Source organism: Paenibacillus sp. FSL H7-0716, assembly GCF_038002705.1.
GTDB classification, from domain to species: Bacteria; Bacillota; Bacilli; order Paenibacillales; family Paenibacillaceae; genus Paenibacillus_AQ; species Paenibacillus_AQ odorifer.
This window is the reverse complement of record NZ_JBBODA010000030.1, coordinates 1-14,299: the sequence shown is the minus strand read 5'-3', so window position 1 is coordinate 14,299 and position 14,299 is coordinate 1. Positions and strand designations below refer to the sequence as shown.

General features: G+C 42.5%; 26 protein-coding genes. 1 reads left to right on the top strand and 25 read right to left on the bottom strand.

Translation table 11 applies throughout. The features are described 5' to 3' along the window. Nucleotides 1–60 precede the first annotated feature (60 nt). Both MHH60_RS26340 and MHH60_RS26335 read right to left on the bottom strand, forming a co-directional pair. On the bottom strand, nt 61–273 hold the full coding sequence (locus MHH60_RS26340) for a hypothetical protein (RefSeq protein ID WP_076138808.1): 213 nt from the start codon (nt 271–273) through the stop codon (nt 61–63). Between the two features lie 5 nt (nt 274–278). Next, nucleotides 279–1,739: a hypothetical protein gene (locus tag MHH60_RS26335; protein WP_076138809.1), complete on the bottom strand. Its 1,461-nt coding sequence runs from the start codon at nt 1,737–1,739 to the stop codon at nt 279–281. Between the two features lie 97 nt (nt 1,740–1,836). Here MHH60_RS26335 and MHH60_RS26330 point away from each other — a divergent pair, with 97 nt between their 5' ends. Then, the gene (locus MHH60_RS26330; protein ID WP_076138810.1) at nt 1,837–2,073 is read left to right on the top strand and encodes a DUF2188 domain-containing protein; all 237 of its coding nucleotides are present in this window, start codon (nt 1,837–1,839) and stop codon (nt 2,071–2,073) included. 153 nt (nt 2,074–2,226) lie between these two features. On the opposite strand, the gene MHH60_RS26325 is transcribed toward MHH60_RS26330, so the two are convergent. The 23 genes from MHH60_RS26325 to MHH60_RS33355 form a co-directional block, all read right to left on the bottom strand. Further along, nucleotides 2,227–3,033 carry a TRADD-N-associated membrane domain-containing protein gene (locus MHH60_RS26325; RefSeq protein WP_341161177.1) on the bottom strand — a complete coding sequence of 269 codons (807 nt, stop codon included), beginning with the start codon at nt 3,031–3,033 and terminating at the stop codon, nt 2,227–2,229. 222 nt (nt 3,034–3,255) lie between these two features. After that, complete coding sequence (locus MHH60_RS26320; protein WP_076138811.1) at nt 3,256–3,723, bottom strand: hypothetical protein; 468 nt, start codon at nt 3,721–3,723, stop codon at nt 3,256–3,258. Nucleotides 3,724–3,736: 13 nt separating this feature from the next. After that, entirely contained in the window at nt 3,737–5,548 is a 1,812-nt protein-coding gene (locus MHH60_RS26315) for a hypothetical protein (protein ID WP_076138812.1), read from the bottom strand. 2 nt (nt 5,549–5,550) lie between these two features. Beyond that, nucleotides 5,551–6,225, bottom strand: coding sequence for a hypothetical protein (locus tag MHH60_RS26310; RefSeq protein ID WP_076138813.1), 675 nt, complete (start codon nt 6,223–6,225; stop codon nt 5,551–5,553). A gap of 237 nt (nt 6,226–6,462) precedes the next feature. Further along, nucleotides 6,463–6,786 carry a hypothetical protein gene (locus MHH60_RS26305; protein WP_076138814.1) on the bottom strand — a complete coding sequence of 108 codons (324 nt, stop codon included), beginning with the start codon at nt 6,784–6,786 and terminating at the stop codon, nt 6,463–6,465. 161 nt (nt 6,787–6,947) lie between these two features. Continuing rightward, nucleotides 6,948–7,334, bottom strand: a complete 387-nt coding sequence (locus MHH60_RS26300; RefSeq protein WP_076138815.1) for a hypothetical protein — start codon at nt 7,332–7,334, stop codon at nt 6,948–6,950. Nucleotides 7,335–7,644: 310 nt separating this feature from the next. Then, a complete protein-coding gene (locus MHH60_RS26295; protein WP_179088971.1) occupies nt 7,645–7,809 on the bottom strand; it encodes a hypothetical protein in 165 nt (54 codons plus the stop codon). A gap of 203 nt (nt 7,810–8,012) precedes the next feature. Beyond that, nucleotides 8,013–8,183, bottom strand: coding sequence for a DUF3797 domain-containing protein (locus tag MHH60_RS26290; RefSeq protein ID WP_076138816.1), 171 nt, complete (start codon nt 8,181–8,183; stop codon nt 8,013–8,015). A 752-nt stretch (nt 8,184–8,935) separates the two neighbouring features. After that, the gene (locus MHH60_RS26285) at nt 8,936–9,589 is read right to left on the bottom strand and encodes a hypothetical protein (protein ID WP_076138817.1); all 654 of its coding nucleotides are present in this window, start codon (nt 9,587–9,589) and stop codon (nt 8,936–8,938) included. Nucleotides 9,590–9,613: 24 nt separating this feature from the next. Further along, nucleotides 9,614–9,769, bottom strand: coding sequence for a hypothetical protein (locus MHH60_RS26280; protein ID WP_179088972.1), 156 nt, complete (start codon nt 9,767–9,769; stop codon nt 9,614–9,616). Between the two features lies 1 nt (nt 9,770). Continuing rightward, nucleotides 9,771–10,106, bottom strand: a complete 336-nt coding sequence (locus tag MHH60_RS26275) for a hypothetical protein (protein ID WP_076138818.1) — start codon at nt 10,104–10,106, stop codon at nt 9,771–9,773. A 300-nt stretch (nt 10,107–10,406) separates the two neighbouring features. After that, nucleotides 10,407–10,595, bottom strand: a complete 189-nt coding sequence (locus tag MHH60_RS26270) for a hypothetical protein (protein WP_076138820.1) — start codon at nt 10,593–10,595, stop codon at nt 10,407–10,409. Between the two features lie 13 nt (nt 10,596–10,608). Then, nucleotides 10,609–10,788, bottom strand: coding sequence for a hypothetical protein (locus MHH60_RS26265; RefSeq protein ID WP_076138821.1), 180 nt, complete (start codon nt 10,786–10,788; stop codon nt 10,609–10,611). Between the two features lie 14 nt (nt 10,789–10,802). Next, nucleotides 10,803–11,156, bottom strand: a complete 354-nt coding sequence (locus MHH60_RS26260) for a YopX family protein (protein ID WP_076275290.1) — start codon at nt 11,154–11,156, stop codon at nt 10,803–10,805. A 272-nt stretch (nt 11,157–11,428) separates the two neighbouring features. Further along, nucleotides 11,429–11,806: a BC1872 family protein gene (locus tag MHH60_RS26255; RefSeq protein ID WP_076139101.1), complete on the bottom strand. Its 378-nt coding sequence runs from the start codon at nt 11,804–11,806 to the stop codon at nt 11,429–11,431. Beyond that, nucleotides 11,803–11,982, bottom strand: a complete 180-nt coding sequence (locus MHH60_RS26250) for a DUF3797 domain-containing protein (protein WP_076139102.1) — start codon at nt 11,980–11,982, stop codon at nt 11,803–11,805. Before MHH60_RS26250 ends, MHH60_RS26255 begins: the two co-directional genes overlap by 4 nt. After that, on the bottom strand, nt 11,979–12,140 hold the full coding sequence (locus MHH60_RS26245; RefSeq protein ID WP_179088995.1) for a hypothetical protein: 162 nt from the start codon (nt 12,138–12,140) through the stop codon (nt 11,979–11,981). The genes MHH60_RS26250 and MHH60_RS26245 overlap by 4 nt, the downstream gene beginning before the upstream one ends. After that, complete coding sequence (locus MHH60_RS26240; protein ID WP_076139103.1) at nt 12,137–12,346, bottom strand: hypothetical protein; 210 nt, start codon at nt 12,344–12,346, stop codon at nt 12,137–12,139. The genes MHH60_RS26245 and MHH60_RS26240 overlap by 4 nt, the downstream gene beginning before the upstream one ends. Continuing rightward, nucleotides 12,346–12,663, bottom strand: coding sequence for a hypothetical protein (locus tag MHH60_RS26235; protein WP_076139104.1), 318 nt, complete (start codon nt 12,661–12,663; stop codon nt 12,346–12,348). Before MHH60_RS26235 ends, MHH60_RS26240 begins: the two co-directional genes overlap by 1 nt. Continuing rightward, nucleotides 12,660–13,058, bottom strand: coding sequence for a hypothetical protein (locus tag MHH60_RS26230; RefSeq protein WP_076139105.1), 399 nt, complete (start codon nt 13,056–13,058; stop codon nt 12,660–12,662). The genes MHH60_RS26235 and MHH60_RS26230 overlap by 4 nt, the downstream gene beginning before the upstream one ends. Before the next feature lie 385 nt (nt 13,059–13,443). Continuing rightward, a complete protein-coding gene (locus MHH60_RS26225; RefSeq protein WP_076139106.1) occupies nt 13,444–13,875 on the bottom strand; it encodes a hypothetical protein in 432 nt (143 codons plus the stop codon). Continuing rightward, nucleotides 13,868–14,137, bottom strand: coding sequence for a hypothetical protein (locus MHH60_RS26220; protein ID WP_076104504.1), 270 nt, complete (start codon nt 14,135–14,137; stop codon nt 13,868–13,870). Before MHH60_RS26220 ends, MHH60_RS26225 begins: the two co-directional genes overlap by 8 nt. Nucleotides 14,138–14,139: 2 nt before the next feature. Then, the coding region (locus MHH60_RS33355; protein WP_445667988.1) for a dUTP diphosphatase at nt 14,140–14,299 on the bottom strand (160 nt) is incomplete at its 5' end.

Below are 14,299 nucleotides of genomic sequence, written 5' to 3'. Positions count from 1 at the left end.
TCCCTCTCGTAATGAACAATTAGATATTCGATCACCTCCGCGCTCATTAGCGCATCAGAATTACAATCTTTGTGGCCAGTCCCATTTACCTCCGTCTTGACCTTGAACAACGTTTTGATTGAAGAACATGCCAGTTGGATTAAGCACACATAAATCAACGCATGTAGCATTGTGAACCTGAGTGATGATTGCAGCTCTCGGTTCGCTTTTGTATTCACCGCCAGGAGTACCATAACTATAGTAATGAACCATACGACCTACTGTTGGTAGCATATTGACTACTCACCTCCATTCGGTGGAATCTGTTCGTTTGGATCGGTTTTATACTTTTTTTCAAGCTCTGCCAGAAGTTCTGGTGGAATTTTAGGATTAAGCCCCATTATCCAACGTGCTTCTGTTGCAGCCTCTATAGTGGTGATGTAACGCTCTTTTTCAGCCAGTACGTAGTTATTAAGCTTAGCTCTCAGATCTCGCTCTCGCTCCATATCAGAACGCAAATCAATCGGTGCATAATCAGCTTCAACCTGTGTTTGCACTCCACGCACTCTCACAGCCATAGAAAAAGCCCGCTTCCAGAAACGTTTGGTTACGCTCCGGGCGGACTCTACGGACTTGATATATATTTGGGTATCCACTGAGCTGTAAGTCTCTGTGGAACCTTGATGCCGTGACAATAAGGTGAGCAGCGTCTTCAAGCCGGTTGCCATCTGGGTATCAATGATGTCGATCAGCTTCTTAATGTCGATCATTGGGCCGCTGTTGCCGCCTTTCAAATATTCGACCTTTACACTGTCCCAATGGACTAAGGCATCGTCAGGGTTGAGTGAATTGAAGTGGTTGAGCATTTCATCCATTCGTTCCTTAAGCCATGTTTGCTGAGCTGCAGCGTTACCTTTGATGCTTGTCGGCATATTCTTCAGCATGATTTCTTCCAACATCGAAATATCCAATCGTGGATAGCCCTGGTTATGAACAACCGCTTTGAGATCCTGAAGCACCTGAAGGTGAAAGAATACGACTTGCAGCACCGGCAGGAATGGTGTTCGACCATATGGATCATCTACCATTGGATCGAACTCTTCATAGATGAAAGTCGGAGTGTCAATCTTTTTGTATTGTCCGAACCATTCCTCACCAGTTTGCCTGCTGCCAGGGTTCTTGACGTATTGCCATGGCACAAGCCTGTTCGTGACCGGCTCCCTACGGAACCATATCAGCGCCGGATCTACAGGCACAATGTCGATCACATCATTACAACGCTCATTTAAGACCACTTCACCAGCACAAGCCCCGCGAACCATGATCATCATACGTTGGATCGTATCCAGCTTATCCAATGACCGTCCATGTTGGTAACCTGGTGAAGGCAAGGGTGTTTCAAGCATTTCCTTAATTGCGTCCAGCTCTCGTTGCCCGGACTTGTTATCACTACCTGTCTTTTTCTTAGCTGTGAAGGTTAACTCGGTATCTCCCATTCTGAGGTATGTGTATAATGCATGAGAAATGTCCGGATGAACGGATATAAGTAGTTCCAGCAGTTCTTCTGCCGTGTAGCTCTGTAATTTGGTCAGATCAATGTTATGGGCACTCTGATATTTCTTCGGCAACCAGTTGAATATGCCCCAATTGTTTGAGTTGCTGGTTACCGTCGACCTGCCCACACCCATCATCTGGCGCTTCACCGATACCGGAAGCACTGCGTTTGCAAATGAATATATGGCTTTATGATACCATTTCAAGTTTTCACCTCCTCTTAACATACTCAATCAAATTATTGGAACAATAGTTTTGGTTTATCGTATTAATGTTAAACCCAAATGAAGGAAGGTAAACAATATGACAAAAGACAAGAAACCACCAGTTCATACAGTACCGAATCCTAAAGGAGGTTGGGACAACAAACAAGGAGGCAAAACGGTGAGCCACGGAGATACAAAGACCGAGGCACAAAAAGCTGGTAGAGATCAAGCGAAAAAAGATTCTACCGAACATCGTATTCATAACAAGGATGGTAAAATCGCCCAATCCAATAGTTATGGCAACGACCCCAATCCTCCGAAGGATAAAAAATGAATCCTTAAACCGTCTACGATAATATAGACGGTTTTTTATCTGTAAACATAAAATAGAAGGCAGGAAAAGTTTCCTGACCTTCTGTATTCGTTCATACTTCTATGGATTAATAATATCATTGGTTTTATTCGGGGTTACTACGGATAATCAGGATTACAACTTAGACTTTGACACTAATAAATGTTCAATCATTTGTTTCATTATCTCTGTACTGTCAATCGACTCCTTGTGGTCCTCAAACAATTTGAATGATAATAACATATTTTGAACACTTAACAAACTGTCGTGATATTCTTTTAGTTGCATTATCGTCTTACTATAAAGATAAAACATCAAACCCGAAACGATTTCTATTACGACTCCTGAAGCCCCTGCAATATAGGCTATATCTTTAGCTCCTTCCACAACATAAGAAGTGATCAGTCCAGCCGCTATAATTAAAAAACCAGCTATACTGACTATTAACGAAGCGTTAAAAGACTTTTTATTGCTTATTTTTACCAACTCATAATAGTCCTCAAGATTTTTCAGATTTATACTGACCAATGTATCAAAGTAACGATTGGTATTATTTTGAACGGCATGTCCAGGAGCGCCATATAAAATAGAGCTACTTTTACTGCTTTCTAGCCTATTCTTCTGCCTTTCAAGAATCTTTATCTCAGATTCAATGGCTACCTGTTTACTTTGTCTGCCAAAGCTAGCAGCAACCATAAGAGCACAAAAAACAGTTACTGGTATGGAGACATAATTAGTAACCAATTCAATTAAGGTAGTTATATCAGCCAATCCCACTACAGTGATAATAACAAATACTATTCTCAAAGCTAGTGTGTATCTTTTATCTACAATCAATTCAGCATTTAACTTCCCAATTTTTGATTCATAGTAATCCATTCCAATAACTTCGATAGAGGCATTTATATCTGAGTTTACGTTTTTAACATATGATGCTTCCATTTCTTCCAATCAAAATCACCTACACCTTAATCTATAATATTGAATTGAAAATCAATTCCTCTTTATTGTAACACCTCCAATACTAGGAAACATCAGATTGAATCGCAAAATAAAAAAAACAGATAGTGAATTTCATATGTTCACCTTCTGCTTTTTTTGGCTTATAGATATTTTATCCGGTATAAATACGGTGTTTGAATTGATGAATTACGTTAAAATAATTCAAGCTTGGATATCGTGTTTTCTTACGAATTTTTTTAAATAACTATCGCGGTTCTTTCTATTGTAGATATAAACGTCTGCAAATTTTATCCTCCACGAATCGTCAATCACACTCAACTTTTCAATTTCATAGCCTAGAAATGCATTTAACTGTTCTCTTGATATATCAATATTGAATAATGTTGCATTAAAAGGAAGTGCAAGATATACATTATTCACGAAAGGGAATTCTCTCAATATTCTGACCGGTTCTCCAACTAATATTTTGTCGATCGTGCCTTGAGTAAAGTATTCATCATAATCCTTTTCCGATATTAAGGGGTTTTCATTGTTTGTTTTGTAGTCTTCATAGTTTGAATAATAGAAAATATTCACAACTCCATTTTCAATAGCCACGCTCTTGATGAATGTTCGTCCAACAAGATTACCGATGTATCTTTCAAGGTTTTTCAGCACTTCATTTTCCACTGCAAATCCCCCTTTAGTTTCTCTTTATTGTAACACTACCAATGCCTGGAAGCATCACATGTTTATTGCTTGGTGGACGGCGTAATCTCATTTGATGGGCTATCCCGTATCCTAAGACTCTATCATCTTTGCAGCCGCCTAATGTTCCCTTGCCCATAGCCTGCGGCTTTCCCGCTCTATTGCGGACGAACGTCTTCATTTCGCTGATTAGGTTAGCATCATTGATACGCCATACTCCCTCTCGAATGCCTTCTATAAGCGCGTCTACGAGTATCGGACGCGTGACAGTTGTTGTAGGCCATCCGGGTCTATTCTCATTCGTTCCAGCTTCAGCGTTATAGGAATCATGATGATAAAGGTTCGGATAGAATGTCACGTTCAACAGCGTGTTAATCACACTGTGCCCCACATTGTTCGTTTCTACGCCTAACAGCGCATCGCCATACAAACGCCCTACGTAGTCCAGTTGCTTGGCGTAGATATCCAGATCCATTTGTCCGTAAACTGCTGCAACGTCCTCGCCGGTATCTGCATCAATGATATATGCTGCTGAAGCATCTCCACCTTCAAGCCCTTCAGCTACGTCAGCTCCGATGCAATACTCTCTGTCTGGATCAAATTCACTAAATACTTCAAACTCCCCACGCTCATCCTCAATGAATTTGACCGATGTCCAGTCATAACCCGCACCTTCAATTGCCGGAGGAATGACTACTGAGTATTTGATTCCTTTTTTGGTATGCTTGGTCATGGCGTCAAGCTTGTCTTGATTGAACACCGTCCGGCCTGTGACCAAGAATGCCTCTTCTGGTGTGGAAGGATACTCCTGCCGGAATAGCTTTTCATCACCTTCAAAGTCATTCCTGATTGTATAGCGTCGCCATTCTAATTGCTCATCAGCTAAATTGAACTTTTCTTTTAACTCGATCTCTTCCTTGGTGAGTTCAAAGTCAACCGGAAGCTTCATCCGATAATCCGGCATATCGAACCATGGGAAGAACAGTGGAATGTAGTCGTTCTTACCGGCTACAGCGTTATCCCACATTTCTTTATATATCTCAATGCCGTTTGCTGTGGATTCGATGATACCAACTGTGCGAGGTTCCTTGGAAAGGGCGGCGAATAGGGAAGCAAGATGTTTCTTCTTACGGTTCTCCGGCCAGAACGCCAGCTCTGATATATGGAGGTAATGAATCGTCTCTGAACGGGCAAGGACTCGGTTCTCTGCGGACTGCACTGTGATCTTGGATTTAAGCCCCGGCTCCTTTTTACGATCAACGTCCTTCATTGCCGGGCTTTCGAACGTAAGGCGGCGGCTGTTGTTCCGTTTGCGCATTGGTTTAATGTGCTCGGGTATATAGTCATAGTAAAGCCGAAACATATCGTAAAGGTTTTCTGAGGCGCTCGAGTCTTGAGCTACAATAAATGCATTCTTCGCCTCCTGCAATGAAGACAAATAATAAATAATAGCTTCTGTTGTCGTGGAGAATCCCATCTGCCGTGCTTTCAGAATGATTATACGTACAGGCTTGCCTAAATTGATCTGTTCAAAGACAGTCTTTGCAAGTTTCTTTTGAGCCTTGTTAAGCGTGAGTGGTACGATATCCCCCGTCTTAGTCTTAATCCGGAGGAATTCAAAACAAAAGGCCTCAAAGTCATCAAGGTTTCCCTTGAGTTCTTTAAGGCCTGCTGGATTATCTCTATATTCACTTTCGATCTTTCTGTTTATTTCTCCAGCCAGATCAATGTACTTTAGTTTCGGACCTTTTGCTCCTCCGATTGCTTCAGCTGCTTTACGGATCTGTTCATGCAGTTTTGCCAGCACATCTATTCACCGCCTCCTGTATAAAGCTTCTGCTGATCAATCAATTGCTTCATTCGTGGGTTGGCGGATATACGGATGATCGAACGGTCATAAGCTCCATCACTAGACTCTTCCTGGAATATCTCCATGAAGATGTTAATGTACTCTTGTACCAGCTCGAATTGGAACGCCTTCTCCCTTAATGCAACAAGGAACTTCATGTTCTCGCGTACCTCACGGTTAAGTGATACTATTTCAACTACCTTCCGACGCAACTCCACTTCAAATGAATTCTGCCAGCCTTCAATAAAGCTAACGTAGTTGAACTCCTCACCGTCTTCCATGAGTTTATTTATGAGTTCATCCATTTCTTCTCTGAACAACTTCGGTAGATCGTCCACCAGTTCAAAACGATCAATGAGGCGTTTGGTTGCATCAAGGTTGGTTTGAATAATATCTATCTCCTGATGAACTGTCTTAATCACACGCCTGCGGTCAGCCACAATTGCGTCTTTCTTCTTGGCTTGTTCTGCCGTCCCCTTCTCTTTGACATACTTCGCTACAGCTGTATGCGATACTTGCTCGTTAGCCCATTCAGAACATTCTTCAGCGATTGCTCGTACAGTCTTTCCGTTCCTCACACCAGCCCACACAATTTCCTGACACCCTAATGTTTCTATCTTCGATGGCTTTGCCACTGAGCATACCCCTTTTCTATTCTTGAAACGTTTGTAACGTCTTGTAACGCTTGTAATGGCATTTTGTAACGTTTGAAGCGTTACAAGTTTGAATGCATATAATGAAGAGCCTTATTCTATAAGGGTTTAACTTGTAATTCTTGTAACGTTACAGAAGGCTTACAAGCAAACAATTGGTTAAGGAAAATTTTCCTTAACAAATAAAAAACGCCCTTCATCGGCGCTGTCGGTTGTTGCCTATATGATTTGCTGACCTTCGTTAATCTGGAAGTTATCCAGTGTAATCCGATCATCATGTTTCCTTGCCCAAGCTAATGCCCTCGGTACATCAAAGTGACTGTTACCATAGCATGTGATCAGCACAACCTTTCCTTCGCGAATAGTGAATATCCACCAGGCATCATAGATCTTGATGAAATCTCCATCTCGTCTGTAGTCCCCTACTGCCAATTGTTCACGTCCGGCATCCCGAATCTCTTCAAACGTCGCCGGCCCTACCCTTTCAGTGAATTGCTCATGTGCATGAATAGTCAGCTCTAATCGCAATCCATTTAGTATCATTGTTATCTCTCCTTAAGTATAATTTTGTTTCATAGAAATAGAAAAAGCGCCCAAAGAGGCGCTACTTGATGAAGATATACTGGTTGTATGTACAATGTAACATGAATTTAATTCGAATTTACTACGTCAAAAGTCTATGAAAAGATAACTTTGCGATTTTCCTATTGATTATCGTAAGCCTGAATGAATCTCTCCCAATACTCTCGTTCAACAATATGTGTCCGCCCCTCAACCATAACACTCCGTTTCTTACGGTCAACTCCTCGCACTCGCCGAAGGTTGATATGTAGTTTATTGGATATACGTTGCATATCTGCTTTCTCCAATTCCTTAGGCATTAGCATTGCTGCTACACAATCTTCGTTTAGTATGCGGTAATTCCCATTTGCTGTAACAGCTAAAATCGTGTCGCTTGCTCCTCGCATCACCTTATTAATATCTTTTCCGTTGATTATTATGATTTGATCACTCCCAGTGGGAATAGCAAATATCTGTTCTTGCTTCTTAAGCCATCCTTTCATTACCTTCAGTAATGGATCAGAATTCATAGTTATTCCTCCGCTGATGTTTCAGAGAGTCTTCTATGCACAGCGGGAGTTATCCTCTTGGTAATTTATTCCTATGTACATTAAAAAGCGGTATCCCATCCAATGCCTCCAGGACATTGTCAGCATACCGCTCGTTTGTTTTGATGTAGGCAAGGATTCACACCTTGCATGGTAAATTTAGCGGTATCTCGTTTCTGCCCGATATTGCTGAAGCTTCAGCGCCCTTTTACCGAAGGCCATTAGCTACACCGCTACATTGCGTCTACCTATTCCGTCACCACATCAATAAAAAAAGCACCCTAAGGTGCATTTATCTATCCAATATATTTTTTTTAATCTTTTCAACGTCATACTCAATGTTTTCTAGCGATTTTTTAAAAGCGTGAAGATTATCAGAGTTATTTTCAATGTTTTTCAGTCTGCTGTTTATTTCGGATAAATACTGAAGCATCTCTTCCGCCTGTCTTTCATTCACTTTCTCACCCCCGTTCTAATATGAAAGTTCGGCGTGAGAAAGCATTTCCCTTTTTTGGCAAGGAAACTTTTCCTGCTTTGCGAGCAGTACAACCATTTCCCCGAATTACCAGGTATTTAACAACCAATATCCCATATACAGGAATATCACTTTACAGATCAGCACGTTTTAGGCAAATTGCTTTACACGCAAAATGTAAAGCACTATGAATTCTGTTCATCCTTCACCGTTTTGCTCCAGCCACACTTACAGGTGCGTTCAAATGAGTTTTCGTCAATGTTGATTGTTCCTTCACCTGCTCCAATATTTCCATTCCCACACTTTGGGCACTCAGCATACTTCTTTGAAAGCCTAATCGCCTCTGCGAACTTCATAGATATTACCTCCAAATTTCCAAACGCTTGGTAATATGAAAAAGCAACCGATGGCGCATATCTACAAGCCCATGTTCCAGAGCCTCCCTTAGCGTTTACCCTTAAAAAGGCCATCAATTGCCACTAAATAACGCTCATACAAACCGTGAGACGTATACGGTGATTTGCGCTCTTTACTGAGCCCAGCAGTTACGCTGAAAAGCTGAACCGCTAACGATTCGACCTCATACATAATATACCATATTCAAAACATAAAAACAGCCGATGGTGTTCAGACCTCCGGCTTCTCAGGCCATCCCCTTCACACATACCCCCTAGGCGGGTCATCGACTGTTTTTATGGTGCGCCCATTTATCCGTGAGCACAAACGGTTTATTGTTGGGCGGTAATTTATAATATGCGGATACCGCTAATCCGCCATGCCCCGGCTTGGGCAACAATGTGCACCTTTAATGCTTCGGGGTATTCCCCTCTGTGCACTGTCTCCAATTAGTAGTTCGACCCGGTTATTTATTTACGTATCCGGTTCACATTCTCGATCCATATCTTTAGCCGCTGAGATCACGGTTGCCCAGGAGGTGTTCGGGTATGAGCTGCGGTGTGATGTCCCGTCACAGATTGCCGCAACCAGATATAGAGTAGTACGGAAGCTCTCGCCTCGGTATCTTTATTATATTTGGGGTATTGTGCTGCTACGCTACGGAAATTACGCCTTATTATGTGAATGGGCAAAAAAATACCGCTCCAGGTATCTACCCTTCGCGGTTGAGTTGTCTTAATCCGATTTCGCCTTCTTTGTTTCGTCCACGCCCATAATCTATCGTCACATGATCCAGCGTCCCATTAAACAATAACGTGTTAGCAAGGGATGCGATGACCCTCCGGCGCTTCTCGGCAAACGTAGTAGCCTCTATGCTGTAGATTCCTTTTTTCCTTTCATGTCTCATGTACTCTACTGCGTCTTTGTATCTGAACTTCCTTTCACCAGTGAACAGTAATTCTACGATCTTGTACTCATGTGGATCAATGATGTTATTTGCCGCGTGCATCACAGCCTCTGTAACTCGTTTATACAGCATGTAATTAAGATGGCGTGTCTCTTTAGCAATGAGTACGTTGGCTGGCAAATTGGAGACGTGGTCGCTTGTGCTGAGGCGTTTGACTGCTCCTTCTGCTCCCGCCATATCGAAATCATTAAGTCCGTGTTCCTGCGGCTGCTTGAGGACGAATTCATAACTGTCCACCAGCCCCTTGATGGTCCGATAATTGTTTAGCAACCACAGGGCTTTCCTGATATCCTCCTGGTCAGCGTTGGTGAAGAACTGGACCTGATAAGCTCTTGTTATATCTGCGAGATCATTCTTAGGAGTAAAATCTTTATGCGGTACTGGAATTATCTCAATCATGGACATAACCTCCTTGCGGTTGTCTTACATATTTACGATTAGTATAGAGTGAATTTCATCCATGTTTACTACGGATTCTCGTCCTTCTGGTATGCCGTAGGATTCGAATCCTCGTCGTAGAAATTCTTCATAATCTTCATCCATTAGATTGTAATCATGTATCTCAAGTGCTGTCTTCAAGTTAGTTCAACTCCTCAAGTACATATTCTTCTGCCATAAGTAATTGCTTTGTATGTTCCATTTCACTTTCTGACGGACGTACAATGTACTCTTCAACATAAATTGGAACGATATGGTTTCGGCATCTATTATAAGTAACCTTGTAATTTGGTCTTGGTTCAGTTGTAAGATCGAATTCGCCTTTCTCCAACTTCCTGATGTATAGTTCTAAAATGTCCTGCTGTGCATCATTGCGCTGGAAGCGAATTTCATCGTTGATAGGTAATTGACCATCTAACTCTTTGAGATGTTCCTTCATATCCTCCAACAACTTTTCTGCGTCTATCAGTTTAGGCATTGTCTGTTTCCTCCCATTCGACTGTAGGGTAACGCTTTGTCAAATTGACTACAGCTTTGCATTTATTGCATTCGTGTGGATACTGTGGAGGAATGCTCATAAGTATATGACTTGATGGTTTCATTTCTCCGCCGCATTCACATCTGTAACGAACTCCGTAAGGCTTAACCTCAAATCTTTCTTCACTCATTGTCTTATTCCTCTCTTTATGGGGAGCAGATTATAATTAAACCTTATCCGGCCCCCGTTATCACTGGGATTATTCGGTCTGACTCGATGGCCTTCGGCCTGTACTGCCACTTAAACTAATTCGTACTCACCTTGATCTAATCCATCAGTCACATCGTAGAAAGGGCTGTACCCTGAGACATTTCCATTTGCATGCATTACGCCATCATAAATCTTTCCTTTTTCGAATACTTGGCGCATGTGCCCCCAATCATCCCAATAGATATCTTTCAAAGCTCGAAACTTAATCGGTTTACCCATCCTCTTCTCCCCCTTATACCTCATCTATCAAGTCATCAATTTTTTGAATTGATTCTTTCACTTCAAATGATCCGCTAGTGGTATGAATCATGGTATGTGTCTTGCGAGAAATTTCTGTGTACGCAACCAGATGCTCTACATTAATGCAAAATGTGTGTCCGTTTGGTTGATTCAGCTTTATAAACTTTGCCATCTGTTATCCTCTCCTTATACCTCTATTAGTTCTGGATTCTCGTAGATGTTGCCGATAATTTCTGTTAAATTGAGTTGTCCATCAGATTCTAAATAGCGATAAAAACTAGGATTTCGTGTGAACGCCATGAATGCACAATGCTCTTGCACCCATTCGATTTCACCAATCGTATTCTCGTTTTGAATAAAATCCCCTTCGTATATTTCCCGACCGTTCTTGTCCTTTAATCCGGTGTATTGCAGCCAAACTGTGTCCTCCGAAAAATCTTCCAAGTGTGGGAAGTCCAGCAACCATTGTTCTAGCGTATGACCATAAGTCATCTTTTTGATTGTCGGCAACCATGCCTTGTATTTAATCTCTCTGCCCATCGTGTATCGTCTCCTTTGATTGGGGTCTCAGCCCCCTACTTATAAATCCATCCTTCTATGTCAGGCGTTTTACTTTTGTAGTGAGCGCCAATACCATAATGCTGTATTACAAACACTCCGCATTTCTTGCATTTCCACAGGTTCGATTGTGTGCTTCTATGGTTTGCGATGATCTTATGATCATGTCTGCATAAATACTGTTTTAGTTTTAACGTGTGTCTCAGCCCCCTTATAAGTTCAGTACAGCCACCAGAGCTGCTTTACAGATTTCTTTACACATCAGTTGCCCATTCTATGGCGTCTAGGTTGGCAATGAGGGCAGATTTGCAAATCGCCTCAGGCACACTTTTGCTAACTGCTTGCCCACGTCCAATACGCACCTCGACTTCTTTCGCCAAATTGTTCATCTTCATATCCCACGACCAACCTGAGTCTTGCATGTGTTCCAGCACTTCCCATGCTGCGGATATGTCGGATGAATATAAAGGGACATCTCTATGAATTGTTCTGTCGTATTCCGGTAGGTAGTATCTAGGAAGTTGTAGTTGTGTATCTTCCACTAGATCCATACCAATTACTTTATCAGCCACTAGAGCATCCAGTTCCCGTCCCGGCTCCATCGCCAGTATCTCTTCCCTTGTGAGTGTCATTGGTCCACCTCTGCCTCAGTGGCATCCGTTTCTACTTTCCAGCCGCATTTACATGTGCGTCGAAAGTTGTCACCTTCAATTTGTAGCGTACCTTCACCATTTCCGATATTTTCATTACCACATTCTTGGCAAGCTCCATACTTTTTCATCAGTATCATTGATAAATTGAGATTCATTGGGTACCACCCTCCTGATTAACGTGCTTCACGACTTCTTCAAACGTGAATTTCTCCGTGATCGCTGGATGCATATATTTCTTCCATGCCTCTTCATAAGAGCAGTTGAACATTCGGCATATTCCTCTAAGCGCTTTTGATGCAGATTCTGGTGTCAATGGTTATCTCCTTCCCTAATCTCCATTTTCCGGTTCCACTCCATGATGATGAAATGCCTCAACAACCTTTTTGTTGTTTTTTCATCAAGCCCATTTACGTATTCTTTTAAATCTCTCAGGTGCCACCCTTCTCCATCCGTATCTGTGAATCGTGTTCGGATTTCTTCGACCTGTTCCATATACTCACGCATCATAGATTCAAGCACTATCTACTCCCCTCCTTGGGTGCTGGGGTATCTGGGTAAAGGGATAAAAATGAATTTATTCTCAGTACAATTTCGCTGTCTGTATCGGTCAGACTGTATATAGAACCGTAATAGTCCTCTACGCTGGCCCATGTACTGTGCAACGTGAATACACTTAATAGTTCTTCAAGCGCCTCTTTCAACCGTTGTTCCCGTTCTCCGCGCTCTTTGGCTTCTTGGAGCCAGTAAAGCATCGGTTCTGTCCAAGCAGGAAATGCATCGTGCTTAATTGTGCCCTGAACCAAGTCCATATCCTTTTTCCAGTCCCTTTGTGTCATTGGGGGTGTACCTCCTCATTCCTCTCTATTTTTTCGATAACAATAAAGTCACTTTTGTCGAAATGCATTGCAGTTACTGGTTCGTACTCTCCGTTTTCCCAATCAGTGTCAAAGCGATCACGATCATCAATGTAACCTCCGAAAAAACTATCTTGTTCTATCCAGTAAATAAGTTCCTTGAATTTTTTATCATCTTCACCATGCCATCCGTATAGGCTGTAGCTATCAGGGCTATATGGCCAAGCTGCACCAACAACCTCAGTGTCATGCAAATTACGAAATGCTTCGGCCATCTTCTCTAGAACTTCATCCGATGGAGGTGCCGGATCATAATTAGCTTTAATTTCATCTGCGCTTTTGCTCGCAGTATTGAATCTCAATTTATAGATTTCCATGGTTAGTTCCTCCCTTAGTGGGAGAGGAGGGATACTCCTACTCCCTTAATGATCTGGTGCGGCCCCCGGCTACGCCTGGGCTTATGCTGTCGGACGATGGCCTCCGGCCATAAATGTACCTGTATCTACGAACTGGCTATTTTTTTGAATAGTCGGTGGATAGGTCTGGCACTTTACGCTCAATAATCTTCAGTTCCATGCATGTGGGGCATGGCTTTCTCCCAAATTCCCCTGGCCCCTTTGGTACATGCTTGACCCCGTTGCATGTGCTACACCGTTCTTTCGGGTCAGTCCCCGTTTTCTTAGGTTTCATCTTTGTGACCCTGAGATAGCGTGATATATGCCGCCTCTGCCCTCTCTCGGGGGCAAATGTTTGTCTTATCCTTTACCTGTGGCATGACTTGTCGCTCCCTTCCTTATTTCCTACAGGCTCCCACTCACTAACCCCTATAGCAACCTTTAAGCTTTTTTTCATCATTTTGTGATGACTTTCCCAACTGAATGAACCATCCGCATTAAATATAGGTAACTTCGGACGTTCTAAAATCCCTTTTACATTGGCTATGGTCTGCTGTGCCTCTGCTAGCTTTCCTTTAACAAATATCAGTTCGTTGTAGTATTCAGAGGATCTGGCACACTGTTCATCGTGTACAGCGAATATCTTGCGTTTATCCTCTTTCAGATCATTAACCTGTTGTTGTGACTCTTCTAGAGCAGCCAGCAGGTCCATAGAGATTGATTGCAACGTATCGTTTGATGCTATGGATAACAGTTTTTTAGTTTCTTCGATTTCTTCTGGTGTCATAGGATTAGTCATCGTCCGTATCATCCTCCTCGTTATATAGATTGTCTGGGTGTTGGCGGCTGTGGCGTATGTCCTCAAGCATACAAAGGATTGTCGCGTGCTCGGATAGCATGCCGGCGCGCCCAGAGTATTTGAGCCTATTCAGTTCGTTTCCTCCACCGCGCCGCGGCTTCGTACCATGCTTCTCAATCCTACGGAGCTTCCGACGTAGATACTGCCGCCGCTTATCCATACCTTGCAGGAGCAGTTCAAGTGTTTCTTCAGCCGATCTCATTCCTAATATCCGTTGGATTGACGATCGTGGTTTACTTTGTTCTTGGCTGTATATGCTTCTGCAATCTGCTCGAAGGTAAATCCTAGTCGTTGCTCCCCGAGGCTATAAAAAACGAATAGCGCCGACCGGAAATGTTCACGTTGAAACTTAGCGTTATCATTA